Source organism: Herpetosiphonaceae bacterium (assembly GCA_036374795.1).
In the GTDB taxonomy this organism is placed as follows: domain Bacteria; phylum Chloroflexota; class Chloroflexia; order Chloroflexales; family Kallotenuaceae; genus LB3-1.
The window spans coordinates 55,285-82,225 of the sequence record DASUTC010000265.1 but is presented as its reverse complement, the minus strand read 5'-3'; the positions used below and the strand labels follow the sequence as shown (position 1 = coordinate 82,225).

The 26,941-nt window shown below is 62.0% G+C and carries 24 protein-coding genes; 8 read left to right on the top strand and 16 right to left on the bottom strand.

The window, feature by feature from the left end:
- Positions 1 to 25: 25 nt before the first annotated feature.
- The 4 genes from VFZ66_20230 to VFZ66_20215 form a co-directional block, all read right to left on the bottom strand.
- Positions 26 to 556, bottom strand: a complete 531-nt coding sequence (locus VFZ66_20230) for a GNAT family N-acetyltransferase (protein HEX6291522.1) — start codon at positions 554 to 556, stop codon at positions 26 to 28.
- Positions 557 to 767: 211 nt separating this feature from the next.
- Positions 768 to 974 (bottom strand): type II toxin-antitoxin system VapC family toxin, encoded by a 207-nt coding sequence (locus VFZ66_20225; GenBank protein ID HEX6291521.1) that lies wholly within the window; start codon positions 972 to 974, stop codon positions 768 to 770.
- Entirely contained in the window at positions 971 to 1,198 is a 228-nt protein-coding gene (locus VFZ66_20220) for a hypothetical protein (protein HEX6291520.1), read from the bottom strand. Before VFZ66_20220 ends, VFZ66_20225 begins: the two co-directional genes overlap by 4 nt.
- A 622-nt stretch (positions 1,199 to 1,820) precedes the next feature.
- Positions 1,821 to 2,033 (bottom strand): hypothetical protein, encoded by a 213-nt coding sequence (locus tag VFZ66_20215; GenBank protein HEX6291519.1) that lies wholly within the window; start codon positions 2,031 to 2,033, stop codon positions 1,821 to 1,823.
- 362 nt (positions 2,034 to 2,395) lie between these two features.
- On the opposite strand from VFZ66_20215, the gene VFZ66_20210 reads away from it, so the two are divergent.
- Together VFZ66_20210 and VFZ66_20205 are read left to right on the top strand one after the other, a co-directional pair.
- Positions 2,396 to 6,109 (top strand): S8 family serine peptidase, encoded by a 3,714-nt coding sequence (locus VFZ66_20210; GenBank protein HEX6291518.1) that lies wholly within the window; start codon positions 2,396 to 2,398, stop codon positions 6,107 to 6,109.
- A gap of 244 nt (positions 6,110 to 6,353) precedes the next feature.
- Complete coding sequence (locus VFZ66_20205; protein HEX6291517.1) at positions 6,354 to 7,187, top strand: FRG domain-containing protein; 834 nt, start codon at positions 6,354 to 6,356, stop codon at positions 7,185 to 7,187.
- 6 nt (positions 7,188 to 7,193) lie between these two features.
- Here the strand turns inward: VFZ66_20205 and VFZ66_20200 are convergent, their stop codons facing one another.
- The 6 genes from VFZ66_20200 to recA form a co-directional block, all read right to left on the bottom strand.
- A complete protein-coding gene (locus VFZ66_20200; GenBank protein ID HEX6291516.1) occupies positions 7,194 to 7,451 on the bottom strand; it encodes a hypothetical protein in 258 nt (85 codons plus the stop codon).
- Between the two features lie 132 nt (positions 7,452 to 7,583).
- On the bottom strand, positions 7,584 to 9,263 hold the full coding sequence (locus VFZ66_20195) for a CTP synthase (protein ID HEX6291515.1): 1,680 nt from the start codon (positions 9,261 to 9,263) through the stop codon (positions 7,584 to 7,586).
- A gap of 395 nt (positions 9,264 to 9,658) precedes the next feature.
- Positions 9,659 to 10,297, bottom strand: a complete 639-nt coding sequence (locus VFZ66_20190; GenBank protein HEX6291514.1) for an MBL fold metallo-hydrolase — start codon at positions 10,295 to 10,297, stop codon at positions 9,659 to 9,661.
- Between the two features lie 102 nt (positions 10,298 to 10,399).
- Positions 10,400 to 10,921, bottom strand: coding sequence for a hypothetical protein (locus VFZ66_20185; GenBank protein HEX6291513.1), 522 nt, complete (start codon positions 10,919 to 10,921; stop codon positions 10,400 to 10,402).
- A 47-nt stretch (positions 10,922 to 10,968) separates the two neighbouring features.
- Positions 10,969 to 11,631 carry a RecX family transcriptional regulator gene (locus tag VFZ66_20180; protein ID HEX6291512.1) on the bottom strand — a complete coding sequence of 221 codons (663 nt, stop codon included), beginning with the start codon at positions 11,629 to 11,631 and terminating at the stop codon, positions 10,969 to 10,971.
- Positions 11,632 to 11,791: 160 nt separating this feature from the next.
- Complete coding sequence (gene recA / locus VFZ66_20175) at positions 11,792 to 12,859, bottom strand: recombinase RecA (protein ID HEX6291511.1); 1,068 nt, start codon at positions 12,857 to 12,859, stop codon at positions 11,792 to 11,794.
- A gap of 525 nt (positions 12,860 to 13,384) precedes the next feature.
- On the opposite strand from recA, the gene VFZ66_20170 reads away from it, so the two are divergent.
- Positions 13,385 to 14,902, top strand: a complete 1,518-nt coding sequence (locus VFZ66_20170) for a hypothetical protein (protein HEX6291510.1) — start codon at positions 13,385 to 13,387, stop codon at positions 14,900 to 14,902.
- 98 nt (positions 14,903 to 15,000) lie between these two features.
- Here VFZ66_20170 and VFZ66_20165 read toward each other — a convergent pair whose 3' ends face one another.
- The gene (locus tag VFZ66_20165) at positions 15,001 to 15,783 is read right to left on the bottom strand and encodes a ScpA family protein (GenBank protein ID HEX6291509.1); all 783 of its coding nucleotides are present in this window, start codon (positions 15,781 to 15,783) and stop codon (positions 15,001 to 15,003) included.
- Positions 15,784 to 15,883: 100 nt separating this feature from the next.
- Here VFZ66_20165 and VFZ66_20160 point away from each other — a divergent pair, with 100 nt between their 5' ends.
- The 3 genes from VFZ66_20160 (at position 15,884) to VFZ66_20150 (ending at position 17,714) form a co-directional block, all read left to right on the top strand.
- Complete coding sequence (locus VFZ66_20160) at positions 15,884 to 16,450, top strand: type 1 glutamine amidotransferase domain-containing protein (protein HEX6291508.1); 567 nt, start codon at positions 15,884 to 15,886, stop codon at positions 16,448 to 16,450.
- Between the two features lie 115 nt (positions 16,451 to 16,565).
- On the top strand, positions 16,566 to 17,309 hold the full coding sequence (locus tag VFZ66_20155) for a polyphosphate kinase (protein HEX6291507.1): 744 nt from the start codon (positions 16,566 to 16,568) through the stop codon (positions 17,307 to 17,309).
- A gap of 90 nt (positions 17,310 to 17,399) precedes the next feature.
- Complete coding sequence (locus tag VFZ66_20150) at positions 17,400 to 17,714, top strand: hypothetical protein (GenBank protein ID HEX6291506.1); 315 nt, start codon at positions 17,400 to 17,402, stop codon at positions 17,712 to 17,714.
- Positions 17,715 to 17,742: 28 nt separating this feature from the next.
- Here the strand turns inward: VFZ66_20150 and VFZ66_20145 are convergent, their stop codons facing one another.
- Positions 17,743 to 19,167 (bottom strand): beta-galactosidase, encoded by a 1,425-nt coding sequence (locus VFZ66_20145; protein HEX6291505.1) that lies wholly within the window; start codon positions 19,165 to 19,167, stop codon positions 17,743 to 17,745.
- A gap of 253 nt (positions 19,168 to 19,420) precedes the next feature.
- Here VFZ66_20145 and VFZ66_20140 point away from each other — a divergent pair, with 253 nt between their 5' ends.
- Complete coding sequence (locus tag VFZ66_20140) at positions 19,421 to 20,896, top strand: hypothetical protein (protein ID HEX6291504.1); 1,476 nt, start codon at positions 19,421 to 19,423, stop codon at positions 20,894 to 20,896.
- Positions 20,897 to 20,961: 65 nt separating this feature from the next.
- Here VFZ66_20140 and VFZ66_20135 read toward each other — a convergent pair whose 3' ends face one another.
- A complete protein-coding gene (locus tag VFZ66_20135; protein ID HEX6291503.1) occupies positions 20,962 to 21,549 on the bottom strand; it encodes an RNA polymerase sigma factor in 588 nt (195 codons plus the stop codon).
- A gap of 314 nt (positions 21,550 to 21,863) precedes the next feature.
- Between VFZ66_20135 and VFZ66_20130 the strand changes: the two genes are divergently transcribed.
- The gene (locus tag VFZ66_20130; protein ID HEX6291502.1) at positions 21,864 to 22,457 is read left to right on the top strand and encodes a protein-S-isoprenylcysteine O-methyltransferase; all 594 of its coding nucleotides are present in this window, start codon (positions 21,864 to 21,866) and stop codon (positions 22,455 to 22,457) included.
- A 175-nt stretch (positions 22,458 to 22,632) separates the two neighbouring features.
- Here the strand turns inward: VFZ66_20130 and acs are convergent, their stop codons facing one another.
- The 3 genes from acs to VFZ66_20115 all read right to left on the bottom strand — a co-directional run bounded on the left by acs (position 22,633) and on the right by VFZ66_20115 (position 26,936).
- A complete protein-coding gene (gene acs, locus VFZ66_20125) occupies positions 22,633 to 24,600 on the bottom strand; it encodes an acetate--CoA ligase (GenBank protein HEX6291501.1) in 1,968 nt (655 codons plus the stop codon).
- A 314-nt stretch (positions 24,601 to 24,914) separates the two neighbouring features.
- The gene (locus tag VFZ66_20120) at positions 24,915 to 25,331 is read right to left on the bottom strand and encodes a DUF3830 family protein (GenBank protein ID HEX6291500.1); all 417 of its coding nucleotides are present in this window, start codon (positions 25,329 to 25,331) and stop codon (positions 24,915 to 24,917) included.
- A gap of 126 nt (positions 25,332 to 25,457) precedes the next feature.
- A complete protein-coding gene (locus VFZ66_20115; protein ID HEX6291499.1) occupies positions 25,458 to 26,936 on the bottom strand; it encodes an MFS transporter in 1,479 nt (492 codons plus the stop codon).
- Between the last annotated feature and the right edge of the window lie 5 nt (positions 26,937 to 26,941).

Here is a 26,941-nt window from a genome sequence, read left to right as displayed (position 1 = left end):
CGCACAGGGCCGTGCGGCGGGTCGTTTATTGCGGTCGCGGCAGGGCGTAGAGATGGCTGAGGCCGTGCTCGTCCAGCAGATCGTCTTTTTCGAGCGTCATGCCGAGCTTCTGCGCGACTCTGCGTGAGGCGTCGTTCTCCGGGTCGATCAGGCAGATGAGCCGCTCGATCGGCAAGTGCTCGAAGGCATAGCTAGCAATCGCCCGCGCCGCCTCGGTCGCCAGGCCCTGCCCCCAGTACGCCTTCGCCAGCAGATAGGCCACCTCCACCTCTGCTCGCCCTTCGATCGTCCACGGCAGCAGCCCGCAGCGGCCAATGAACTGGCCCGTCACTTTGTGAATCGTGGCCCACAGCCCGAACCCGTGCTGGCCGTAGTACACGTCGATGATCCAGGCGAGCTCTTCTCTGGTTTCTTCGTAGGTCAGCGTGCCTTCGGGAAAATATTTTCTGATCTCTGGGTCGCGGTACAGCGCAAAGAGCGCGTCGAGGTCGTCCATCGTGAGCCGCCGAAGGATCAGCCGCTCCGTCTCAAGGATCGTTACCTGCGGATCGACCATCGTGATTGCTCCTCCGAAGGATTAAAGCTGCACAGCTTACCAGAGTCGATGTAGATCATACGCATCGAAGGCGGCATCGATGCTGACAAGGGGTATATCTTCAACCAGGGCTTGTGCAATGATGATCCGGTCAAATGGATCTCGATGGTGAAATGGCAGCCGAATAAGCTGGTGGCAATCAACGATGCGTATTGGTAGCACAGTAATATCATTAAGCGTCAGTTGCTCTGGAATGAACTGCTCGAAGGGTGGAGAGTGTGAGCTTACCGATGCTCACTTTGATGGCAATCTCCCAAAGGCTGGCGATGCTTAACAGCACGGTGTTATCCGACTCAAGCAGGGCTGTTGCCGATGTACTGAGTTGTGGATCGTCATTCACGAACCAAAGGAAGGTATGGGTATCAAGGAGCAGATTCATGTCATGTACGCCTGAAAATCATCTAATGGCGCATCAAAATCTGGTGCTATCTGGATCTGCCCTTTTGCGCTTCCACGCTTGCGTCGTGGTACGCTACTCGGAATACGTACGAGCTTCAATACAGGCTTATCCACCTGCGTAATGACGACTTCTTCGCCTCGTAACGCTTGTTCGATAAGACGTGATAATTGGGTTTGTACCTCGTTAAGCTCGACCTGTTGCATACCTTGTACCTCGTACGAACTGCCTATCTTCGTTTATTGTAGCATGTGCGCAAGGGCTGCTCAAAAGACGTTGATTCGACTCAACGATACCACCATTCGCTGCATGTGCGCGCGTCGTTTCCAGAGGCGTACTTGGGCAGGAGCCGAGGGCGTTACTGGTTTGGGCGAATACGTACCATTCCAGGGGAGATTACACGAAAGGCATATATCATTTCAGATCTAGCATCATGCCGCTGTCTCCTGCTCCAGAAAGTCAGCAGGACTGATGATCACAATGGTATTGAATTGTTGTAGAGAGAGTAAGTCTTATCACCAGTAACAATGTACTCACAATTGCCAGTTATCGCTATTGCAAGGATATTATCGTCGTCTGGATCCCGGCATACGGGTTCATCTAGTGGGACAGGTACAATCAACTCCATGCTCGATTGGAGCAAGCCTATCGCCTCATCCGCTATGCCTACTGAGTATTTGAACTTCTTAATCAACTTTTCGTGTAATTCGTCTAGGATAAACTGTGAGCCGACGATCGTATGCTGCCGCACACAATATTCATATAGTGTATGAGCAGTACCGCGTGCAATAAGGGACGCGATAAGCACATTGGTATCAAGGACGAGTCTCACGAAATTTGCTCGAAGATGTCATCGTCGGTATACTGCTCCGGCGCTTGGGCAAGCATCCGTTCTCGGAGACGTCGAAATTTACGGATGAATAGGTAGTCTTCGAGCGCCGCCGTGACGAGTTCGTTTGCTGATACTCCTTCCTCACGTGTGGCCTCAGCGAGGGCTTCCTGCACGCGATCAGGAAGATCAAGGACGATACTGTTGCTCATGATGTCACCTGCCTTTTCTAACGAGCATACCATATGTCCTCAAAGCGTGTGGTGCTATGGCTCATGGCGCTGACTGTTCCAAGGTAGAACTGAGTATGCAATCGAACAGTGAAGCCGAGTTTCTGGTCCCTCAACGATACTCAGGAATCTATCTAACCGCCCATCCCGTAGCCTCGCCGCTCATCCTGGCAAGTACGCCGCCGCTATACTCCCTGGCCCGCCTCCCATGCCATCGCGCATCATCCCGACATAGGAGCCACGGGCTATAGCGGCGCTGTTAACATCTTCATTACAATAGCTCCAATTCCTCCATTCGCGGGCGGCTTGTTCGCGCCCGCAGGCTATTGTTATGGAGTACTGGGATGCGCGTATTTGCACTTTTCGTCCTCTTCACTGCGCTGGTCCTATCCTTCGTCGGCATTGGCGCAACCCAAGTCAATGCACTTCAAGTTCCACACCTGCGCCTCCACCGCGCGACCTTCGATGCGAGAGCGGCTGGCGGCTCCGTGCCGCAGGCCGCGCTGAATGCCGCGTCCGGATCGCACGCCATCATCCAATTCCGAGGCCCTATCACGCCTGCCGATCGCGCCGCGCTGGAGCAGGCCGGTGTCGAGGTGCTGGAGTACGTGCCCGACTATGCGTACCTCGTGCGCGGCGGCGCTAGCGAGCTTGCGGCTGCGGCGCGGCTGCCGCAGGTCTACGCGCGGGTGCCCTTCACCCACGCCGATAAGCTCGCTCCGGCGCTGCTCAGCGCCCTGTCGCGCGGCGAGACGATCCTTGGAAATCTGCGCATCGTCGGCTGGCCGGGAGATCGCGGCGAGCTTGAGCGCGGTCTGCGCTCGGTGGCGGTGAATGCCACGGGCGAGTTCAGCGCCGCCGCGCTGGTCAAGGTTGCCAGCCTGCCCGCCGTGCGCTGGATCGAGCCGGAGGGCCAGCCGCGCCTCTTGAACGACGTGGCGCGCACGATCATGCGCGTCGATCAGGTCTGGCAGAATCGACGTCTGTACGGCGCGGGGCAGACCATCGCCGTGACCGACTCCGGAATGGATACCGGCGATCCTGCGACGATCAGCCCCGACTTCGCGGGCCGTCTGGTGGCGACACATGTGCTGTCGGACGGCGGCGATCTGGCCGATCAGCACGGCCACGGCACGCACGTTGCCGGTTCCGTGGCGGGCGCGGGCGTCCAGTCGGGAGCCAATCCCGCGCAGCGCCAGTACACGGGATCGTTCGCGGGCGCCGCGCCTGAGGCCCGGCTGGTGATCCAGGCGTTCGAGGTCTTGTCGAACGGCGCTGTGGTTGGCCTCAACCCCGACTACTACCAGCTTTTCACACAGTCCTACAACGACGGCGCGCGGCTGCATACCAATAGCTGGGGCGACTACACCGGCCCGGCTACCGATCCGCAGGCCAAGTTCGGCGGCTATCCCTACGGCTCGCAGCGCGTCGATCAGTTTATGTGGGATCATCCCGACATGACGATCTTCTTCGCGGCGGGCAACTCCGGCACTGACGGGAAGGTCGGCAGCAACGGCTTCTGCTCAGGCGGCAACGGCGTGATCGATCCCGACTCATTGCTCGCGCCGGGCACCGCCAAAAACGTGATCACCGTGGGCGCGTCGGAGAACTTGCGGCTTGAGGGCGGCATGAGCGACACACCCTGGTTCTTCCTGCATCCCAACTGGTGCTTCGGCACACAGCCCATCGCCACCGATCTGATCTCGAACAACGTCAACGGCATGGCGGCATTCTCGTCGCGCGGCCCGACCGACGACGGACGGATCAAGCCTGATCTGGTCGCGCCCGGCACCAACATCGTCTCGAACAAATCGCATTATCCGAACGCCAGCCCACAGTGGGGCAACCACGAGACGAACGCGCACTACGTCTATTCGGGCGGCACCTCGATGGCAACGCCGCTAACTGCCGGTGCGGGCGTGCTGACGCGGCAATGGCTGACGTTGCAGGGCATCGCCAATCCCAGCGCCGCAGTTGTCAAGGCGACGATGCTCAACACGACCGCCGATATGGGCATCGGGCAGTACGGCACCGGAACCACGCAGGAGATGCCAAACGTTCGCCCGAACACTGTCGCCGGCTGGGGCCGCACCGACGTGGGCTTTATCGCCGCGCCGCTGCCCTACAAGCTGTGGGCCGACGACCACACGGCGGGCCTGTCGACCGGGCAGATCGTCGAGTATAGCCACACGCTCAACCGCCCGCTGGATGTGCTGAGCAGCGATCAGCCGCTGCGCGTGATGCTGACCTGGACCGATCCGGCAGCGTCGCTTTCGGCAGCCAAACAACTGGTCAACGACCTCGATCTGGTGGTGATCGGGCCGGATGGTACGCAGTACTACGGCAACAACATCGCAACCGGCGACCGCACCAACAACGTCGAGGGCGTGGTGATCAACGCTCCCGCGCTTGGCCTCTACCGGGTGCAGGTGCGCGGCTTCAACGTGCCGATCGCCACGCAGCCCTACGGCCTGACGGTCGGCGGGCCGATCAACCAGCAGGGCCAGCTTACCGTCACCAAGGCGGCCAACCCGGCGGTCGAGGTCGAGCCGGGCGGCCTGATTACCTACACGCTGAGCCTCAGCGCAGGCAGTAAAGCGATCACCCGCCCGACTGTGCTGACCGATACGCTGCCGCTCAACGTCGATTTCGTGAGCGCCTCGAACGGCGGCGTGCGTACCGGCGCGGGCGGCTCGGTGATCAAATGGTCGATCCCCGGCCTGGCGGCCAACGAGACGATCACGCGCTCGCTGGTGGTGCGCGTCAACCAGGGCACGCCCGAAAATACCCAGATCGTCAACGCCGATTACGGCGCCGAGAACGACTTCGACGTGCCGGGTGTCGGCGCGCCGGTCACGGTGACGGTGCGGACCGTGCCCAAGGGCGTGCTGACGCTGAGCAAGACCGCCAATCCATCGGCGGAGGTCGCGCCGAGCGATCTGATCACCTACACGCTGACGGTGGGCGCGCAAAACGCGGCGGTCAGCGGCGTTGTGCTGGCCGATACGCTGCCGGTCGATACGACCTTCGTCTCCGCCAGCGGCGCGTACACCCGCTCCGGCCCCGGCAATAGCATCGTCTCGTGGAACGTCGGCACGCTGGCGCAGGGCCAGACGACCACACGCACGCTGACGGTGCAGGTATCGCCCGACGCGGCTAATGGCGCGACGATCAGCAACGCGACGTATCGCGTATCGGCGGCGGACGCGCCCACGGTCAACGGCACGCCGGTCAATGTAACCGTGCGCCGACCGCAGACCGGCGCGCTGACGCTGAGCAAGACCGCCGATCCGGGTACGGAGGTCTTTGTCAGGAAACTGATCACCTACACGCTGACGGTGGGCGCGCAAGACACGAGCTACAGCGACGTGGCGCTGACCGACGTGGTGCCGGTAAACACGGAGTTTGTCTCGGCCAGCGGAAGCTACACGCTGTCGGGGCCGAACAACAACATCGTCTCGTGGAACGTCGGCGCGCTCTCGTCGGGGCAGCGTACCACGCGGACGCTAACGGTGCGCGTGCTGCCGGATACGGCGGACGGCGCGACAATCAGCAATTCGAGCTACCAGGCGTCGGCGACGGGCGCGGCGACCGTGAGCGGCCCACCGGTCAACGTGACGGCGCGGCGGCTACCCACCGGCACGCTGCTCTTGAGCGGCACGGTCGATCCCGATACGGAGATCATCGCAGGCCAGGTGCTAACCTACACGCTGACGGTGCAGGCGCAAGGGGCCAGACTTGAGGGCGTCGTGCTCAGGGATGTTGTGCCGACAGGAACAGATTTTGTATCGGCCAGCGGTGCCTACACGCGCTCAGGCGCAGACAATAGCATTATCACCTGGAACATCGGCACGCTGGAGGTTGGTCAGACGGCGACGCGCACGCTGACGGTCTTCGTGCCGGAAAACACGCCGGACGAGACGATGCTGGTCAACGACGGCTATCAGGTGAGCGCCGAGAACGCGGCAACCGTCAACGGCCAGCCGATCAATGTCCGAGTGCGGGCGGCTACCTACCACATGCCGCGCGTCTGGGTGCCCTTCGCGGTCGGCTCGTAAGCACGCGGCCTAGGCCGTCCACAACCTGATGTCTTCTCGAAAGAGTGTGCGTTCGGCGCGCTCTTTCGTTTGTCTGGCCGCGCTCATCGGTGGATGGGCAACTGTGGTCCTGAGCTTGCTACGACGGGAGAGCAGATTGTCGTGGTGAAAGGCAGCAGGAGATTCAACTACGCAGAGCGCCGCGAGGCCGGGGGTATGGGGGTTGACCCCACACCATCCCTTGCTCTTGTGCTGAAGAAGTATTATGCACGAAATCGAAGAGATTGAGATCAGGAGTCTCAGCGATCTGCTGGAGGCGGTCACTCCGGCAACACCCGATCCCGACAGCGGTCGGCTGCGCGACTGGTCGGTGTACCGGGGGGCGGCAAACCGCGAGTGGCCGCTGCTGACCAGTCTGGATCGGCTGGGCGGCGTCGATCCGCCGCATACCAAGAGCCATCTCGAAGAGCACATTTTGCGCACGTTCATTCGCTACTCGCGCCCGTACGTCCAGCCGCCGCCCAACGAGTGGGAGCTGCTGGTGATCGCGCAGCATCACGGCGTGCCCACGCGCCTGCTCGACTGGTCGTACTCGCCGCTGATCGCCGCGCATTTTGCCACGCTCAAGCCGAGGCCCGGCTGCGACTGTGTGGTCTGGAAGCTCGACTGGAAGGCCGTCCACGAGCACTTCGATTTTCAGCCGCTTGCCTTTTTGATCGAGGACCTGGATGAGGTGCTGCGCGGCAAAGGCCACACGTCGTCCTGGGATCTGTTCAACGTCGACGGAGCGGATCACGCCGCCTTTGCCTGTCTGTTCGATCCGCCCGCCGTCGATACGCGGCTGGTGACACAGTCGGCGGCGTTTACGCTCTGCTCCGACAAAACCCGGTCGTTCGATCGATTCTTGCACGAGTGCGGCCTGTCGTCGGCGCTGACGCGCTATGTTATTCCGGCTGCGCACGTCGATCGTGTCCGCGATCAGCTTGATCTCTGCGGCATCGACGAGCGCAAAATCTTTCCCGATCTCAGCGGCGTCGCCGAACAGGTGCGGCGCTACTATGCGGCCTCCGGCCCGACGACGGAGCGGCAGCGCGGTTGAGGCCCGCTAGATCCCCACTACGACGCCAAGCAGCGCCAGCACGAACGGCAGTGCCAGGATCGCGGCGCTGGCTGCGCCCGTGAGGCGCTGCTGGTAGCGCAGCGCCACAAAGACCACGACGAGCATCAGGCCGTACAGCGCCCAGGCGAACCATTCACTGTAGGTGTTCAAAAGCTGCATCGACGTGTTGACGACGACGAACAGCATCAGGACGAGCACGGCGCTCAGCGTGCGTGTCTGGGATTGTTTCCGCATAGGTGCCACGGCTTGTTCCTTATCACAGTTTCGAGTTCAAAGCTCCGAGTTCTTGGTTCTTGGCGAGGCCCTCACCCCAATCGCCGCCCAGAGGGCACCCGGTTCTTTGTTTGTTCTTTTGTTCCTTGGTTCTTTCGTCCCCTACCTCTGCTGCTGCGTCGAGTAAACCCGATCGTCGCCGCGCTCGATCGATTCCAGCGGCAGCGAGCGCTGATCGCCGTCGCGGTAGGTCTGCGCCGAGGCAGTGATGAAGCCGCAGAACAGCGGATGTGGATGGTTGGGCCGTGATTTGAACTCCGGGTGGAACTGCGACGCGACAAACCACGGGTGGTCGCGCAGCTCGACGATCTCTACCAGCCGTCCGTCGGGCGAGTGGCCGGAGACGACAAAGCCCATCGCTTCGAGCAGCTTGCGGTACTTGTTGTTGAACTCGAAGCGGTGGCGATGCCGCTCCAGCACCAGCTCGCGGCCATAGGCTTGCGCGGCTTTGGTGCCCGGCTCCAGCACGCAGGGGTAGATGCCCAGCCGCATCGTGCCGCCCTTGTCGGTAATGTCGAGCTGGTCGGGCATGAAATCGATCACCGGCAGCGACGTGTGCGGATCGAACTCGGTCGAGTTGGCCGTCTCGCCGTGGGGCAGGCAGCGCGCCAGGTAGATGCAGGCGCACTGCATGCCCAGGCACAGGCCCAGGTACGGAATGTCGTTCTCGCGCGCGTAGCGGGCGGCGACCACCTTGCCCTCGACGCCCCGGTAGCCGAAGCCGCCCGGCACGACGATGCCATGCACGCCGCCCAGGAGCTTGTTCGCGTCGCCGTGCTCCAGCTCCTCGGATGAGACATACTTGATGTCGACATCCATGCCCTGCGCAATCGCGGCGTGCCGCAGCGCCTCGGCCACGGAGATATAAGCGTCCTTGAGCTGCACATACTTACCGACCAGCGCGATCGGCAGCGAGCGCTTGGGCCGCTTGATCGTCTCGACCAGATACTGCCAGTCGGTCAGGTCCGGCTCCTCGGTTTGCAGGCCAAGCTCGCGCACGACGTAGCTATCGAAGCCGGCCTCGTGGAGCACCAGCGGCACCTCGTAGATCGTCTCGACAGTCGGCAGCGCGATCACCGCCTCAAGGTCCACATCGCCAAAGAGCGCGATCTTTTCGCGCACCTCGTCGGGCATGGCGTGGTCCGAGCGGCAGATCAGCGCATCGGGCGTGATCCCGACGCGGCGCAGCTCCATCACCGAGTGCTGTGTCGGCTTGGTCTTCAGCTCGCCGGTCGCGCCGACATGCGGCAGGAGTGTCACATGAATGTAGAAGACGTTGTTGCGCCCGGCGTCCTTACGCATCTGGCGGATCGCTTCGAGAAACGGCAGACTCTCGATGTCGCCCACGGTGCCGCCAATCTCGACGATCACCACGTCCGCGCCGGTCGCTTTCGCCACGGCGGCGATGCGCGCCTTGATCTCGTTGGTGATATGCGGCACGACCTGGATCGTCCCGCCCAGGTAATCGCCGCGCCGCTCCTTCTGGATCACCGAGCTGTAGATCTGGCCGGTGGTGACGTTGTTCAGCTTGGAAAGATTCTCGTCGATGAAACGCTCGTAGTGGCCGAGATCCAGGTCAGTCTCGGCTCCATCCTCGGTGACGAATACTTCGCCGTGCTGGTACGGCGACATCGTGCCCGGATCGACGTTGATGTACGGATCGAGCTTCTGGATCGATACCGAAAGCCCGCGCGCCTTGAGCAAGCGCCCCAGCGACGCGACCGAAATGCCTTTGCCTACGCTCGAAACGACGCCGCCGGTGACAAAAATGTACTTGGTCATACCTCTCTACCCACCTTCAACCCGGATTGGCTTCCGTGATCGCCGCGATCGGCTGGATCTTCGCAAGCCATTCTCGTCTCTACAAACCGAAAGGGGAAGGTCGCGCAACCTTCCCCTCTATTGGGTACATTGGACGGCGTGTTGCCGAACAAGCTATCGCTTTGAACCCGCTGGGTTGGCATATGCCGCACCTCCACGGGCCTACATTATAGCAGATCGGACGCTATTCTGCTACCGCCAGCGGCAGCCTTGATACTACAGGACTTCGTCTGAACCTGCGGCGGCAGGGGGAAAGGCGGGTTAAAGCTGGGCGGTGCGCGCTCCGAGCGCGCACCGCCCAACACAAAAGATGATCTCCTGCTCTGCCAATGGCCCGCTTGGTAGCGTGTGTCCTTTTAGCCGCTCATCAGCGGCTTCATGATGATCACGCGCATTTCTTCGCCCTCGGCTGGCAGCGACGACGGCGTGACGCTCACTTTCTCCTGGGCCTCCCACTCTTTGATCCCAAGCTCATGCGCCAGCCTGTCGAGCTGCTCCGGCCTCTCATACAGCGGAATCATCGCGCGCGGCTCGATGCTGGCGATGATCTCGGTGAGCTTGGCCGCGCCCAGGCTGCTGTGCGCCGGAACGAAGAGCACGTCGATCACGCCGATCTCTTCGAGCTGGTGCGTCGTCAGGTCGTGGCCGAGTTCGCCCAGGTGGCAGAAGCGCATATCGTCCAGCTGCACGACGTAGATTGTGTTGTAGCCGCCCTGCGCGCCTTTTTGATCGTCGCGGTAAGTGCGCACACCGGCGATCATCACGCCGCCGACCTCGTACTCGCCCGGCCCGTCGACCACAACGACGCGCTCTTTGGCGGGCTTGATCGCCTCAGGGTGAAAGCGCTCGCGGTCCGTGCCGCTGACGGTGACGATATTCGCGGTGATCTTGCCGGGATCGAATCCGTTGGCTTTGGGAAAAGGATCATAGACGATGATGCCTTCCCTGCCGCGCACGCGCACGCACGATCGTCCTATGTATTGTATATCGGGCATAGCTGCTGCTTATTCCTCCGAGTTGCAAGTTGCAAGTCCAGGGCTTCCTTTGTTCCCTTGTTCTTTTATTGGTTCATCCCCCGGTTCTTGGTTCTTGGTTCTCTATTGTTCTCTTGTACCCTTGTTTCCTTGTTCTTCCCCGCTGTAGCCCACCAGAATATGCTCCGCGCCGAAGTTGAGCGTCCGATCGTCAATCAGGTCGAGCGAAATACCATGATTCGCCAGCCGTTCGAGCAACATATCGGCGCTGAAACGCTCGCCCTCGTCGGGCGTGTACTCCTCGTGGAGCACGCCGTTCTCGAAGTAGCGGTAGGCGTAGACGCTCGTGGTATCGCTGAAGAGCGCGTAGACCGCTGGCTGCTCCAGCGCGACCGACAGCGCCTCGATAAGCTGCCACTCGGCGTCGGGCTCCAGCGACGAGAAGCAGGCGGTCCAATCGTTCTGGGGCTGCGAGAGGACAAAGATGAGCGGCCCGCCCGGCTCGTTGAGCAGGGGCGTGAAGTCTTCTTCGATCTCGCGCACCACAACCCGCACCAGCCCTTGCGCCGCCATCACGCCATCGAGCGCGTCGACGATCGCCGCCGGTACGTCGTGAATCACCATCAATTTTTCGTTCCGCTGCACGTCGTCCTCCTCAAAGGTAGCAGCGCTGCGGGGCATGGGCCAGCGCTTCAATCGTCGAGCGGCTCGCCCCGGACTTCTTGCCATAGCTCGGCCAGAATCGGCTTGATCGTCTCGAAGCTAAAGCCGCGCCGCTGAAGAAACGCGCCGAACTTGCGCTGGAATGTCATGCGATCGGGCTCGCGCGCATACTTGGGCAGCGCGCGACGTGCCACGGCAGCGCAGGCTTCGCGCTCGGCATCCGCGTCGACGCTGGCCTCGATCGTCTCGTCGACGACCTGGCGGTCGATGCCTTTGGCGCGTAGCTCCTGGCGGAGCGCCTGTGTGCCGCGCGGGCTGAGGTTTTGGCGATTGGCGATCCAGAGCTTGGCAAACTGCGCGTCGTCGAGCAGCTCTAGCTCGCGCAGGCGCTGAATCGCCGCGTCGATATGTTCGGGCGCGAACTCTTTGCGCTGAAGCCGGGTGCGGATCTCGCGCTCGGAGCGTGGCCGGGCTTCCAGCAGGCGCAGCGCCGCGTTCCAGGCTTGTACGCCGCGCTCGGCTCGCTCCAGGCGCTCCCAGTCGGCCTGCGATAGCACCTGGCCCTTGTGCAGGCGCTCGTCCTGCATCACGTAGATGCTGACGCCGATCGCAAATTGCCCGTCGATAAAGACGTTGACGCGCTCTTTATCGCCCGCCTGCGCGACCAGCGCTGTGATTGTTCCTGGTGGCATGGTTCAATACCAGATCGACCGGCGCTCATGCCGACGTAGGGGCGCTCGATCGAACGCCCCTACGGTAGGTCGATGTATCCTAATAGCTCGTGCAGAATCGGGGAGCATCTTCGGACACGGGGAAATGTTGGGGAACGCCCCAACCCCCGGCCTGTCAGCGCTAGGCTTCCTCGAAAACGCCGCCCTCGTCGTCCTCTTCCGCGCCGTTGTCCGCTGGTACGACAGCGGGTGCCGCCGCGACCATCTGCGCGCGGATCAGGCCCACGATCTCTTCGGTGAGCGCCGGATTGGCCTTCAAGAAGTTCTTGGCGTTCTCGCGTCCCTGACCGATGCGGTCGTCGCCCAGGTAGAAGAACGCGCCGCTCTTGCGCACGATCTCCATGTTCACGGCGACATCCAGCACGTTGCCTTCGCGCGAAATGCCCTCGTTCATCATGATGTCGAACTCGGCCTGGCGGAAGGGCGGGGCGACCTTGTTCTTGACGACTTTAACGCGCGCGCGCGAGCCGATCACGTCGGTGCCGCTCTTGATCGACTCGATGCGGCGAATATCCAGGCGCACCGAGGAGTAGAACTTGAGCGCCTGACCGCCGGTAGTCGTCTCAGGGTTGCCGAACATCACGCCGATCTTCATGCGAAGCTGGTTCAGGAACACCAGCGCGGTGCGTGATTTGGAAACTGCGCCGCCGAGCTTGCGCAGCGCCTGCGACATCAGCCGCGCCTGAAGGCCGGGCAGCGAGTCGCCCATGTCGCCTTCGATCTCGGCGCGCGGCACCAGCGCTGCGACCGAGTCGATCACGACGATGTCGACCGCGCCGGAGCGGATCAGCGTCTCGCAGATCTCAAGCGCCTGCTCGCCGGTGTCGGGCTGCGAAACCAGCAGATCGTCGATATTCACGCCGCAGCCTGTCGCATAGACCGGATCGAAGGCGTGCTCAGCGTCGATGAAGGCCGCCGTGCCGCCCATCTTCTGCGCCTCGGCGATGATGTGCTGCGCCAGCGTAGTCTTGCCCGAACTTTCCGGGCCGTAAATTTCGGTGATGCGTCCGCGTGGAATTCCCCCAACGCCGAGCGCCAGATCCAGCGAAATTGCGCCGGTAGGAATGGTTTCGATCGCGAGCCGCGAGTTGGCCTCGCCCATTTTCATGATCGAACCCTTGCCGAACCGCCGGTCGATCTGGCTCATCGCCGCCGCCAGTGCCTTTTCCTTCTCAGGACTGATGGGCATCTCACACTCCTTGTGTACGTACTCGTACTCGTGTCTATTCTCGTATTCATGACCAGACCACAAGAGGCATGTGGCCGACGCCTGCGGTGGCGCAGGGATAGTATAGCACGCCTGTTCGTTCATTGCAAGCACGAGCTGCGCGCCGATTGCGTCATTTTCCCCGACTGTCAAAAATGGGTTTATGCTATTGTCCGCTGTAAAACGCTCATCCATACAATTCACTGTGTCATTGCTGAAGCTTTCTGGTCCGCTAGGTGAGATATGCGTACTGATCGGACAGGTATCTATTTTAGAGGTGCTTTTTTCGGTCTTTGCCGCGCGTGCTGCGACTCACGGCAGTTGAAACGCTCCGGTCGTTCCGGCTTCGCTCGACACGCGACATCTAGCTCTTTCTTATCCGATATTCTAGCTCCGCGTAGGACAATCGCGTCATGGACGTTTCGCCTTGCGCGGTTGCGTCCTGTGCTAGAATACGGCGAACCGACACAGAACTACCGGGACAGTGACACGACTAAGGAGCCGGATATGGCCGATACCCAAAGTATTTTGCAGCTTGGCATCGAGGCGGCGCGTGCTGGCAATAAAGCCGAGGCACGCGAATTATTCCGATTAGTCACCCGCGAAGATCCGAACAACGCTCAGGGTTGGCTGTGGCTCGCCGGTGTGGCTGAAGATCGCGAGGAAAAACGGGTCGCGCTTGAGCGTGTGCTTCAGGCCGATCCTTCCAATCAGCTTGCGCAGAAGGGCCTGGCGGCCTTGGGCGGTCCCCGTGGAGCCGCTCCCACACCTCCGGTCGCCGAGGCACGCGATACCGGGACGACAGCGCCGCTCTTCACTGAGCCGACGCCGGAAGCCAGGCGAACGCCGCCGCCCAGCGGCCCCGCGTCCGACGAGGACATCGCCGACGCCTTCGACTCGATCGATACGTATGCCGCCGCGCCCGAAAGCAGCCGCGCGCGCACCTACGAGCAGCCGGAGCAGGTCGGCGGCTATGTTCCGCCCGATTTCGGCGACGAAGATTACGATCTGAGCGAGTACCAGAATCGTCCGCGCGTCACCGCCGACGACATTGCGGCGCGTGAGGGTGATCGCGGCACGACGGTGATCGTCGAAGACGAGGAGCCACGGCGACGCGGGCTGATGGCCTGGCTGCCGCTAGTGGTGGTTCTGCTGCTGGTGTGTCTCGGCGGCCTGTACGTGTGGAATACGTTCACCGGCGATCGGCGGGCGAACCGAAATGGCACAGGTGGCGTAGGCGCGGCGGAAACAAGCACAGCAGATACTAATTTAGGAGGAACTACGCCGCTGACCGGCACGACGGTCGCAGGCGAGACAGGCGCGTCGCCCGTGCCAGGCGGCGAGACAGGCGCGTCGCCCGCACCCGGCGGCGAGACAGGCGCGTCACCGGCACCGGGCGGGGAAACCGGCGCATCGCCCGCACCGGGAGGCGAGACAGGCGCATCGCCCGCACCTGCGCCCGGTGGGGAAACCGGCGCATCGCCCGCACCAGCACCGGGGGGCGAGCAACCGGGCACGTCGCCCGCACCAGCACCGGGGGGCGAGCAACCGGGCACGTCGCCCGCGCCCGCGCCAGGATCGGATGTTGCCAGCGCCAATCCCGCGATCGTTCCCAATACACAGGTCTTGCGGGCCGGAGACTTCGAGTACACCTACTCGCTGGGCTTGAGCAACATTGCGACGGGCAGCTACGGCGGCTCGCGGCCTGCGCGCGGTCAATACCTGATCGTGCTGATGGCAGTGCGGAATGTCGGCGCAACGCCGCAGCAGATCCCGGATGGCTTCTTTGTGGTCAAAGATGCGCAGGGCCGAACGGCAGACTTCAACCGCGCCGCGTCGGTCGAATACATCAACCGTTTCGGCGGCACCGGCCCCGGCGGCGCTGGCGACTACGCCGCCGATGCGCAGCTTCAGCCGGGCGCGCCCTTCGGCAGCATGCCGCTGCTCTTCGATGTCGCGTCCGACGGCACCGACTTTGTGCTCTTTAGCCGCGATAACACGAGCCAGGGCTTCCGCGCTCGCTAGAACATCAGGCGGCTTCAACATAGCGCACGGGCAGGAGTTGATCGCTTCTGCCCTTGTGTTTTAAGAGGAAGAACCAGGAACCAAGCTCCCGCTTCCCGCTACGCGGCCTCGTCGTCGGGTTGCGGCATGCTCGTGGAGGTGGTATCAAATGCGGGGCCGCGTCCGATGCTGATCGGAGCGAAAAGCTGCTCCTGCTGAAAGACGATCGCGCCGCGCTTGAACAGCTCCAGCACTGTCCACAGCGTGACGATCACTTCGTTGCGGCTCAGCGCCAGGCTGAGCAGATCCTCGAAGCTGATCCAGGATTGCTGCCGGAGCACGTCGTGGAGCCGCGCGCGCACGTCAGCGATCGTGATGATCTTGGGCGCGGGCATCGCCACAGGCTCATCTGTCAGCGGCAGCATCAGTTGCAGGCGGCGCTGCACGGCGACGATCAGATCGGCCAGACTCACGTCGAGCGTGGTCGGTGGCTTGCGCGGCGGCAGCGGCGGCGCGGCGTGGCGGGTGTAGGCGCGGTGGTTTTCCTGCTCCCAGGCGCGCAGTTGGGCGGCGGCCTGCTTGAATCGCCGGTACTCGATCAGTTGCCGCGCAAGCTGATCGCCCACATCTTCCTCGTCTTTGGGCGCGACCTCGGCGGGCGGACGCGGCAGGAGCGCGCGGGTTTTGATCACCAGCAGCTTCGCGCCGATCACCAGGAACTCGGCGATCACATCGGGATCGGGCGACTCGACGCCGGTGACGGCCTGCATATACTGCTCCGTGACCTGCGCCAGCGAGATCGCGGTAATATCGAGCTGCCGCTGCTCGATCAGGCTCAGCAGCAGATCGAGCGGGCCGCTGTAGTTATCCAGTTGAAGCTGTGGTTTTGTCGATTCGAGCATGGTCTAGTTGTTGCTGCACATGCCGCGTAGTGTAGCATACCCTGGCGCACACGTCGCGCGGCGGCGTGGATCGGCGCGGGGTAGAAGAAGGGAGCAAGCGATGAATCAGCAGCTCAACGGCAAGAAGGTTGCGATCCTGGTCGCCGATGGGTTTGAGCAGGTAGAGCTGACCGAGCCGAAGAAGGCGCTGGAGCAGGCTGGCGCGCAGACGCAGATCGTCTCGCCGGTAAGCGGCCAGGTCAAAGGCTGGCAGCATACCGAGTGGGGCGAGCAGTTCCCAGTCGATGTGCCGCTCAGCCAGGCCAATCCCGACGACTACGACGCGCTGCTGCTGCCGGGCGGCGTGATGAACCCCGACAAGCTGCGCCGCAACCAGCAGGCGCTTGAGTTCGTCCGGTCGTTCTTCGCGGCGGGCAAGCCCGTGGCGGCGATCTGCCACGGCCCGTGGACGCTGATCGATGCGGGTCTGGTCAAGGGCCGCACGCTGACATCCTACGAGTCGATCCAGATGGATCTCAAGAACGCGGGCGCGCAGTGGGTCGATCAAGAGGTCGTGGTCGATCAGGGGCTGGTGACAAGCCGCAAGCCCGACGATATTCCGGCCTTCAACCGCAAGATGATCGAAGAGTTTGCCGAGGGCCGCCACGAGCGGCAGCGCACGGTGTAGGACGATCCGATCGACGCCTCCTTCCCACGCGGGGAGGAGGCTTATTCATGCCGCTTGTGCTGCGGGCCAGGACGCGGCTACAATAGATGCTCGATCATGCACCAGGGGGATTGGTATGCTCGAAACGCTCGATCTGAACTTAAGCCTCTCGAAAGCCGACTACCGCACGCAGCTTGCACCGCTGCAAACCGAGCTGCACACCTTGCAGATTCAAGCCCGCGATCGAGAAGTGCCGATCGTGATCGTCTATGAGGGCTGGGACGCTGCGGGCAAAGGCGGCAACATCCGGCGGCTGACCGAGCGGCTGGACCCGCGCTTCTTTACCGTCCACGCCATCAGCAAGCCGACGCCCGAAGAGCTTGCCCATCACTACCTGTGGCGCTTCTGGAACAAACTTCCGTCGCGCGGCAGCACAGTGATCTTCGATCGCTCCTGGTATGGCCGCGTGCTGGTCGAGCGGATCGAAGGCTTTGCCAGCCCCGCCGAGTGGCAGCGCGCCTACGACGAGATCAACGATTTCGAGCAGCTCTTGCACGACGACGGCATGCTCCTGCTCAAGTTCTGGCTGCATATCTCGCCGGAGGAGCAGCTTCACCGCTTCAATGCGCGCATGGCCGATCCGAGCAAGCGCTGGAAGATGACCGATGAGGATTGGCGCAACCGCGAGAAGTGGGATCAGTACGAGGCCGCGATCGAGGACATGCTTGAGCGCACCGCAAGCCCGATCCCGTGGATGCTGGTCGAGGCCAACGATAAGCGGTGGGCACGCATCAGCGTGCTGCGGAGCGTGGTCGAGCGGCTGCGTGAGCGCCTGGGCGTGGCAGCGCCGACGACCGCCTACAGTGCAGATTCGGACTGATCCGCCGCTGGGATGGGGCACTGTAAGAACAGAGAGCAAAGGAGCAACTTGGAACTCGAAGCTCGAAGCTCTGAACCTGGAAAGTAAGCTATGATCGATCAATCACAGGCGGGAATCGTGCCGCCCTGCCGGGTAGACGCGACGCCGGAGACGCTGCAACGCGAGGCCGATCGCTCGGTACTCTATGGCGCGTGCCTGCTGGTGGTACGACCCAACACGCGCATCAAGCCGCATATCAAAGCGGCGGTCGAGGCGCTGGCGCCTGCCGTACGTGCCTACTACACCGGCGACGACTCGGAGCTTGCCGGGCACGCCGTGGCCTACGCCGACGCCTGCGGCGGTCGCGCTTTTCTGGAGCAGAAAGCGGCTGCCTACCGCGAGCGGCTGAGCGAGGCCGGATCGTGATGGCTGTGCATATTATCTGCGCCGGATCTCAGGTACACGCCGTGACGTAGAGCGGCTCGTTCAGCTCCAGCGTTACCCGCCCATTGACCAGCCCATCGCGATCCCCCAGCGGATCGCCGTCCCTGGTTTGGTGCTCGCCGCCGCCGACGGTGACAAGCCGGAGGCAGGAATACGGAAAGGTCGCTCTGCCGGAATCGCTAGCGGTCCAGACCACCGTTTTTTCTGATTCGTCCGGCATCCGAAAGACGTAGCCCGTCACGTCAGTCTGGCCGAGCGGACGAAGATACTGCGCGCCAGCCAGCTCGCGGGTCAGCGTGTGATACGCGAAGTAGGCCGGCTTCGGGCTGCTCAGGTCGAAGCCGCGAAACAGGCCAGACTCTCCGGTGCCCGGCAGGTAGTCGAAGACCGCGAACCAGGAAAGCTGCCTGACATCGACGGAGAACGCCTCGACGTAGATCTGGACGAGACGCTCGGCCTGCTTTGCCTCGCTGCTGCCGCGCTCAGGAGCGCTCCAGTAGCCCGCCTCAGGCACCAGCAGCGGCAGATCGGCCACGCCGTGGGCTTGCATCATATCGCGAATCTCATGGACTTTATCGCGGATGCTTGGAAACTCAAGCGGGTAGTAGTGAACCGCTACGGCGTCGATCGTCTGGCGCGCGCCGCCGAAGCTGGCGTTAAGCTCGCCCAGCACATCGGGCAGAAACGAGCGAACGAACGGGCCGCCGCTCGACTCGAACCAGTCGTAGGCGATGCCGCCGATCAGCACGTGCGCGTCCGGATCTTCCGCGTGGATCACCTCGGCAACGCCTGCCAGCATCGTGGCGTACTCTTTGCCCCGGTGCCCCCAGTAGCCCTTGCTGCCGGGATCGTCCTGATAATAATCTCGGTAATAGTCGGGCTCGCCGTAGAACGACCAGTAGCGGATGCACAGGTGGCCGGGCGCGTCCGCGCTGCCGTCGCAATCGTAGCGCCGAACCATCGCGCGCACAATATTGATCCGCTTCTCCGGAATCGTCGCCGAGCGATCCGGCTTCCAGGCCCACGGCGGATCGTTGACGAACAGCACGTAGACCTCCATGCCCGCCGCCTGCGCGTGTTGCACTTTTGTATCAAAGCCCGACCAGTTGAATACGCCTTCCGCAGGCTCGATCGCCGCCCAGTCGAGCATGGTGCTCACACGCCGGGCACCAGCCGCCTGCATCTCACGTACGCCGCTGGTCTGATCGACGTTGCCGTACATCACGATGCCGAAGGGCGAGGATAAATCCGGCGGCGATGGCGTGGGTGTGGGATCGGGCAGGCGATCGGCGCTGGCCGAGATCAGCGGCAGGAAGCGCCTGCGTTCTTCGGCGAGTGGAAGCGCGGGCGGCGTTTCCGCCTCGATCGCGGGCATGCCGAGCAAGCCAAGCGCCAGCGCAAGCAGCGCTACGTTGATGCCGGACGCTTTCGTCATGGAGCCTCCTTTCGTGCTGTACGTACGCCAGCATCAGCGATGCCGTGGAGTAGCGCGCTATGTGCCGGAGCATGTTCCTGGTTGTGTTTGCCGCTTGCTTCGATGGTTATACTAGAGCTACCGTCTTACCCTCTCAACGATTGGCACTCCCTGACTCTTTGTGCGTCAATCCAGCTTCAACCCTGATCACAGCCATGCCTCAGACCCTAGCCTTGCGCCGGGATCGGCCATAAGGTTGTAGCAGGAGGATGTGATGATGCGGCGGTTGACCACCCGTATCGATACGCTCTCAGCGAGAGGCGTGCTCGTATCTATGAGCCTGGCGTTCATCGCTGCGCATACGCTGTATTTTGCGGCGGGCATTCGTTTCGATGCGTTTCCGCTCGTCTGGGGCTGGCACTACCTCGACCCTGCGCTGCTCAGAGCGCGGCTCCTCGAAAGCCTCTGGTATCTGCATAGCCAGCCGCCGCTCTTCAATTTGTTCCTGGGGGGGATGCTGAAGGTGTTTCCGGGCAATGAGGGGATTGCCTTTCAAAGCGTGTATCTAGGCCTGGGCTTTGTGCTCTACCTGGCTGTGTTCTCGATCTGCCGTGGGCTGGGCGTTTCGCGCTTGATCGCGCTGGGCGTGAGCACGGCGCTGATGGTCAGCCCCTCGTTTGTGCTATACGAGCACTGGCTGTTCTATACGTTTCCGATCGCTACGATCCTGACGCTCTCGACGCTGCTGTTGCAGCGGTTTCTCAGCACGGGCAAACAGTGGTATGCATGCGGGCTCTTTGTAACATTAGCGCTGCTGTGTGGTATGCGCAGCCTGTTTCACATCGGCTACTATGTCTTGATCGGCGCTGCGCTTGTCGTCAAGCTGCCGCAATACCGTCGTACGCTGCTGCTGGCGCTGATCATTCCGGGCCTGTTTGTCGGCTCGCTCTACCTCAAGAACGCTGTTCTCTTTGGCGAATGTACAGCGAGCTCCTGGTTTGGCATGAGCTTATGGAAAATATCTGGACGACAATTGCCGGAGGCGCAGCTACGGCAGCTAGTAGCCGCCGACAGACTTTCGCCGCTCGCTTTGATCGATGTATACTCGGCGCCTGAGGCATATCCGGCGCAGTATCGAGCGACACGTCAATATGCCCATATTCCAGCGCTGAGCCAACTTAGAAAATCAACCGGCGCGAAGAATCTGAATCATATATCGATCGTCGCAGTTTCGCATCAGTATCGTACGGACGCGATGTATGTGCTGCGTCATCATCCACAGGCATTCTTGATTGGTCTTTCCGGTGCCAGTTTTGGATACTTCAAGACAAGCAGTGATTTAGAGTTTTTAGCTAAAAATAAACAGCGTATCCGGCTTATGGATACTATCTACAACTATCTGCTCTATGGTAAAGTGCCGTACAATATTCTGGCGACCGGGCTGGTGCCGATTGATTCCGATCAGCCACAGTTTTTTTACATCTTCCTGTTGATTGGGCTGCCCTTGCTGGTCGTCAACGGGCTAAAGCTGGCAGTGTGGCGCGACGCTGCTATCCGTCTGAGCAGCCATCAGCGAATCGTGATCGGCTATGTGTGTTTCAATCTGCTGTACGTGGCGCTCATCGCAACGGTGTTTGAAATTGGCGAGAACAATCGTATTCGCTTCGGGACCGATCCGCTCTATGTGGTGCTCTTAGGGGTGTTCATCCAGTATACACTCTGCTCTCAGTCCCGCAGTTGTCAGCGCTAAGCCTTCCAATCTCGCATCACATGTGTCAGGCTGCGTTTGCGCCTGAGCAAGTATCTGGCTCTGGCTCATGCCGATGCGGTCAATCCATGCTCCGCGATCGTGCTTACCTGCTCGTTTGTCAGGATCTGATACAGCCGATGGAGCGCGCGGTACTGGAGCGCTTTGACCGCGCCTTCCGAGCGCCGGACCACCGCTGCGATCTCGCGGTTCGATAGGCCAAGAAAAAACTTCAACGTGACCACATGCTGCTGCTCGCTGGTCAGCTCTGCTAGCGCCTGACGAATCACCAGGCGATCACAGATAGCGCTGGCAAGATCAGCGCTGCGCGCATCGGCGACGGGTAGCGAGATCGTCAGGGATATGGAGTCGGTGCGCTGCCGCTTGCGAATGTAGCTGACGACAACGTTATTGGCGATCGTGTAGAGCCAGGCTATCAGGGAGATCTCGCCCCGGTACTCGAAGGTTTTGATACCTTTCCAGACGCAGACAAATACTTCCTGCACGCAATCCTGCGCAGCTTCCCGGTCGTGGAGCCGCGTGTAGCAGTAGCGAAACAGCGGATCGGCATAGCTGCCGTACAATTCTCCAATGGCCTGGGGCTGTCCTTCACGCGCACGGACGATAGCCGGTGAAGGATCGTTCAAGCTGGGCATGGCTTTGCTCCTTTTCAGATATCGCCTGACCCGCTACGGCCATAGTCTGGGGCGTTCCTCCTGAGCATATCCCACGTAGGGTCGATCGTGCGGTGGCAGTTTGCCTTCGTGGGGGGAATTAACGATGTGTCTGGGAAAAGGAGTTTGAAGTGAAGTGTTGTTAGATCTTAGTGTACTCCACACGTCAAGCCTTTGACAATCCCCGATCTGCGCGATCACGTGCCGCGCACGGCTCGATTGGACAGGCGACGCGCAGGTGCGCGCGGCGTACAATGTGAGGCATACTAAGGTGCAGCTATGCAGGAGGCTACGCGATGGATCGTTTGCTCAAAGCGGTGTATCTCAGCGGTGTGATCGCGGAAATAGTGATTCGGCTACCCCACGAACGCCAGCGCCGCCAGACGACGATGACCGACGAGCGCGTGACCGCTCAAGAGCGCTGGGTGCTGGCCGTGCTCTTTCTCGGCATGTTTTTTCTGCCCGTGTGCTACAGCTTCACGCCCTGGCTCGACCGCGCCGATTACCGCTGGTCGGCACAGGCGAGGGCGCGGGCCGGAGGCGCGGGCACGGCGATTCTCGCGTGCGCGCTGTGGCTCTTCTGGCGCGCGCATGAGGACCTGGGGCGCAACTGGTCGCCGACGCTCCAGGTAGCGGAGGAGCATGCGCTTGTCACCGACGGCGTGTACCGCTCGATCCGCCACCCGATGTACGCCTCGCAGTGGCTCTGGTGCGTCGCCCAATCGCTGCTGCTCCAGAACTGGATCGTGGGGCCGACCAGCTTCCTTTTCTTTCTGCCGCTCTACCTGCTGCGGGTGCCGCGCGAGGAGCAGATGATGATCGACCACTTTGGCGATGCCTACCGCGCCTACATGGAGCGTACGGGCCGCGTCGTGCCGCGTATCGGGTAACAGGGCTTGCGCGGCGGGTCCTTGTTCAGGGGAGCAAGGAAACAGGCGAGCACGGAACAAGGGAATAAAGACATGAGGCGCTTTGCTCTTTTGTTCTCCGTCGCCGCTGATCCGGCGAGCACGCGACGCCCCCGCCTGTCGCAACAGGCGAGGGCGCGCATGTGAGGGCAGCGAGCTAGCTTTCGAGCGTGCTGAGATCGCCTTCGGGCAGGCCCAGCGCCCGCGCTTTGAGCACCCGGCGCATGATCTTGCCGGAGCGAGTCTTGGGCAGGCTCGGCACGAAGTTGATCGCCTCAGGCCGCGCGATCGGCCCCATCTCCTTGCCGACATGCATCCGCAGCTCGTTTTCCAGCTCCGGGCTCGGCTCGAAGCCATTGCGTAGGATCACAAACGTGTGGATCGCGTTGCCCTTCAGCTCGTGCGGCAGGCCAATCGCCGCCGCCTCCGCCACGGCAGGATGCGACACCAGCGCCGACTCGACCTCTGCGGTGCCCAGGCGGTAGCCCGACACCTTGATCACGTCGTCGATGCGGCCAATCACCCAGAAGTAGCCGTCCTGGTCTTTGCGCGCGGCATCGCCTGCGGTGTAGTAGCCCGGCAGCCGCGACCAGTACTGGTCGATGTAGCGCTGCGGATCGCCGTAGATCGTGCGCAGCATCGAGGGCCAGGGCCGCTTGATCACCAGCAGCCCGTCGTCTTCCTGCCCCGCTGGCTGCCCGTCTTCGTTCAGCACGTCGGCCTCGATGCCGAGGAACGGCTTGGTGCCGGAGCCGGGCTTGAGCGGCGTGGTCGGGTTGGGCGTGATCATGAACCCGCCCGTCTCGGTCTGCCACCACGTATCCATGACCGGGCAGCGGCCTTTGCCGACGACTCGATGATACCAGCGCCAGGCCTCCGGATTGATCGGCTCGCCCACCGAGCCAAGCAGCCGCAGCTTGCTGAGATCGTACTTGTCGGGCCACTCATCGCCGAAGCGCATCAGGCTGCGGATGGCGGTCGGCGCGGTGTAGAGGATCGTCACGCCGTACTTCTGCGCGATCTCCCACCAGCGGCCAGGGTTGGGATAGGCTGGAGCGCCCTCGTAGATCACCTCGGTTGCGCCCAGGATCAGCGGGCCGTAGACGATGTAGGAGTGTCCCGTGACCCAGCCGGGATCGGCGGCGCACCACCAGATGTCGTCGGGCTTGATGTCGAAGACGAACGAGAGCGTCGTCGCCACCTGCACCTGATAGCCGCCCGTGGTATGCACCAGCCCCTTGGGCGCGCCTGTGGTGCCGGAGGTGTAGAGCATATACAGCGGATCTTCGGCATCCATCTGCTCGGTCGGGCAGGGATCATCCATGCCCGGCTGCGCGACCAGATCGTGCCACCAGACATCGCGGCCCTCCTGCATATGAATCTCGTGGCCGGTGCGCCGCAAGACGATCACGCGCTGCACCACGTCCGCCGCGCGATCGACGGCCTCGTCGGTGATCTGCTTCAGCTCGACGATCTTGTTGTTCATGTAGCCGCCGTCGCCGGTGATCAGCACCTTGGACTGAGCATCGACAATCCGCGAGTGCAGCGCCTCGGTGGAGAAGCCGCCATAGACCACCGAGTGCATCGCGCCGATCTTGGTGACGGCCAGCATGGCGATCAGCAGCTCCGGCACGCGCGACATGTAGATGGTGACTCGATCGCCTTTCTGGACGCCCTCTTTTTTGAGCACGTTGGCGAAGCGATTGACCTCGGCGGCAAGCTGCGCGTAGGTGTAGGTCTTCGTCTCGCCCTGCTCCGATTCCCAGATGATCGCGACCTTCTCGCGGTTGGCGCCGTTGGCGTGACGGTCGATCGCGTTGTGGACGATGTTGATCTTGCCGTCGACGAACCATTTGTAGAACGGAGCCTGCGACTCGTCGAGCACCTGCTGCCAGGGCTGGAACCAATCGAGGAAGCGCGTTGCCATCTCGCTCCAGAATTCCTGCGGATGGGCGATCGTCCAGTCGTACAGCGCTTCCACGTTCGCGAAGCCTTTTTCGCGGGCGTAGGCCATGATGTTCGAGTTCTCGACCAGTGCTTCGGGCGGATAGTAGAACTTCTGCTGATCGCCTTCCTGCGCGGAAAGCTGGGAGACGGTCGCGGGGTTCTGATTGCTGGTGGTCATACAGACGAACTCCTCTCGATGATGAGATACATCAGGAGCATATTCAGGCTGCGGCTGGTTCGATTATAGGTCGGGTGCAGGCTATGTGTCAAAAGCGATGCCTGGTGTCGAGGAGCGCCCGGTGGGATATAAAAAAACCGTTACCTTTGGCGCTCGGCCCACCCCCCAGTCGGTCGAGCATCATCGGTAACGGATGTCTGGAGTATAGCAGACGAGCGCCGACCCGGCAGCCTGTCAAAACGGCCTATTCACCGACCAGTACTTTTCGTCATTGGGCCTTGCCGACGCAGCCGGACATCTGCGTCGGCCCGCGATCACATCGCTTCAAACACAATATCCTGCGCGCCCTGCCAGAGCACCAGTCGCCCAAGATCATAGAGCTGCTCGCGCCCCTCGACGATCGTCAAGAAGTGATTCCCCGCGAGCTGCCCGACTTTAGCCGCAAAGCGCGCGCTGCCGTAGGGCAGCAGGATCTCTGTCTCGCTCAGGCCGCCGGGATAAAACAGGATGTCGCCGCGCGAGGGATAGCTCGTGTGATTCTCGTAGCCCACGCCGAGATCGAAATCGCCCAGCGGAATCCAGCACGCTTCGCCGCTCCAGCGCGCATGGATCAGCTTCTGGCGATACGGTAGCAGCCTCCGAAAGGCCGCGCAGGTCTGCGGCGCGCTCTCCTGCTCTAGTCTGGCGCTGAACTGAAACGGCCCTGCCGTAATCCGTAGTAAAGTCTCCACAGGTTTAAGCCCTCCTCTGGACGGTCGAGATGGTCGATGTGGTCATGATAGCAGGGATTGCTTGCCGCCTTGCACACAGAGGCGGAGCCGCGCGGCTCCGCCCTGCTGCCGATAGACACAGCCCGATCATCCAACCGGTGTCGGGTACGACTCGCTCGTCTCGTCCCAGATGCGCACGTTGTGCGTCTCGCGCAGCATCAGCGATCCGACTACGAAGGTGATCAGCGCGACGATGATCGGGTAGAGCAGGCCCGCGTAGATGTTGCCGGTCGCCGCGCCGATCGAGAGGCCGATCACCGGCAGCAATCCGCCGAAGACGCCGTTGCCGATATGATACGGCAGCGACATCGAGGTATACCTGATCTTGGCCGGAAACGCCTCCACCAGATACGCCGCGATCGGCCCATAGACCATCGTGACGAAGAGCACCTGGATAAAGATCAGCCCGATCAGCAGCGGGATGTTCGGGTTGGCCGCGATCTCTGCTGGAACCAGCGCGCCATTGACCATCGTCTGCGCCGCGAGCTTGATCTCGCCCGTGACCGGATTGCGCGTCGAGCCGACGCTGACGATGTTGTTGCCTGCGGCGGCCTCCATCGCTATGTAGATCGGGTAGTACGACAGCGCGGCGATCAGACAGCCCGCCATCATGATCTTCTTGCGCCCGATGCGATCCGAGAGCGCGCCGAAGACCACGAAGAAAGGCATGCCCAGCACCAGCGCGGTCGCGACGATAATATTCGAGGTGCGGGGGTCGACCCTCAGGATGTTTTGCAGGTAGAACAGGGCATAGAACTGCCCGGTGTACCAGACCACGCCCTGGCCCGCCGTCGCGCCGAAGAGCGAGATCAGCATGCCCTTCCAGTTCTGCCAGTTGCCCAGGCTATCCTTGAGCGGCGTTTTGGAGGTTTTGCCTTCTTTCTTCAGCGAGCTAAAGATCGGCGACTCCTTCATGCGCAGGCGGATGTAGAGCGACATGCCGACCAGCAGGATCGAGAGCAGGAACGGGATGCGCCAGCCCCAGGTGGCGAATGCTTCCCTGGACATCGACGATTGCACCAGCAGAATCACCGCCAGCGAGACGAACAATCCCAGCGTCGCGGTGATCTGGATGAAGCTGGTGTAGAAGCCGCGCCTGCCGTCCGGCACATGCTCCGCGACATACACCGCCGCGCCGCCGTACTCGCCGCCGAGCGCCAGACCTTGGAGGATGCGGATCAGAATCAAGATGATCGGCGCGAGCATGCCGATCGTCGCGTAGGTCGGCAGGATGCCAATCGCCGCAGTTGCGCCGCCCATGATCAGCAGCGTCACCAGAAAGGCATACTTGCGTCCAACCAGATCGCCGATGCGGCCAAAGAAGAGCGCGCCAAACGGACGCACGACAAAGCCCACGGCGAAGGTCGAGAGATAGGCGATCAGGGCCAGCGTATCGTTGCCGGGCGGGTAGAAGAGCGGCGCGATGATCGAGGCGAGCGAGCCGAAGATGTAGAAGTCGTACCACTCGATCACGGTTCCGGCGGCGGAGGCGGCAATCACTTTCCAGATTTGCGCAGCGGGTTGAACGGCTGTGCCTGGCGCACTCGTAGCGGTGTTAGCACTCATCGACG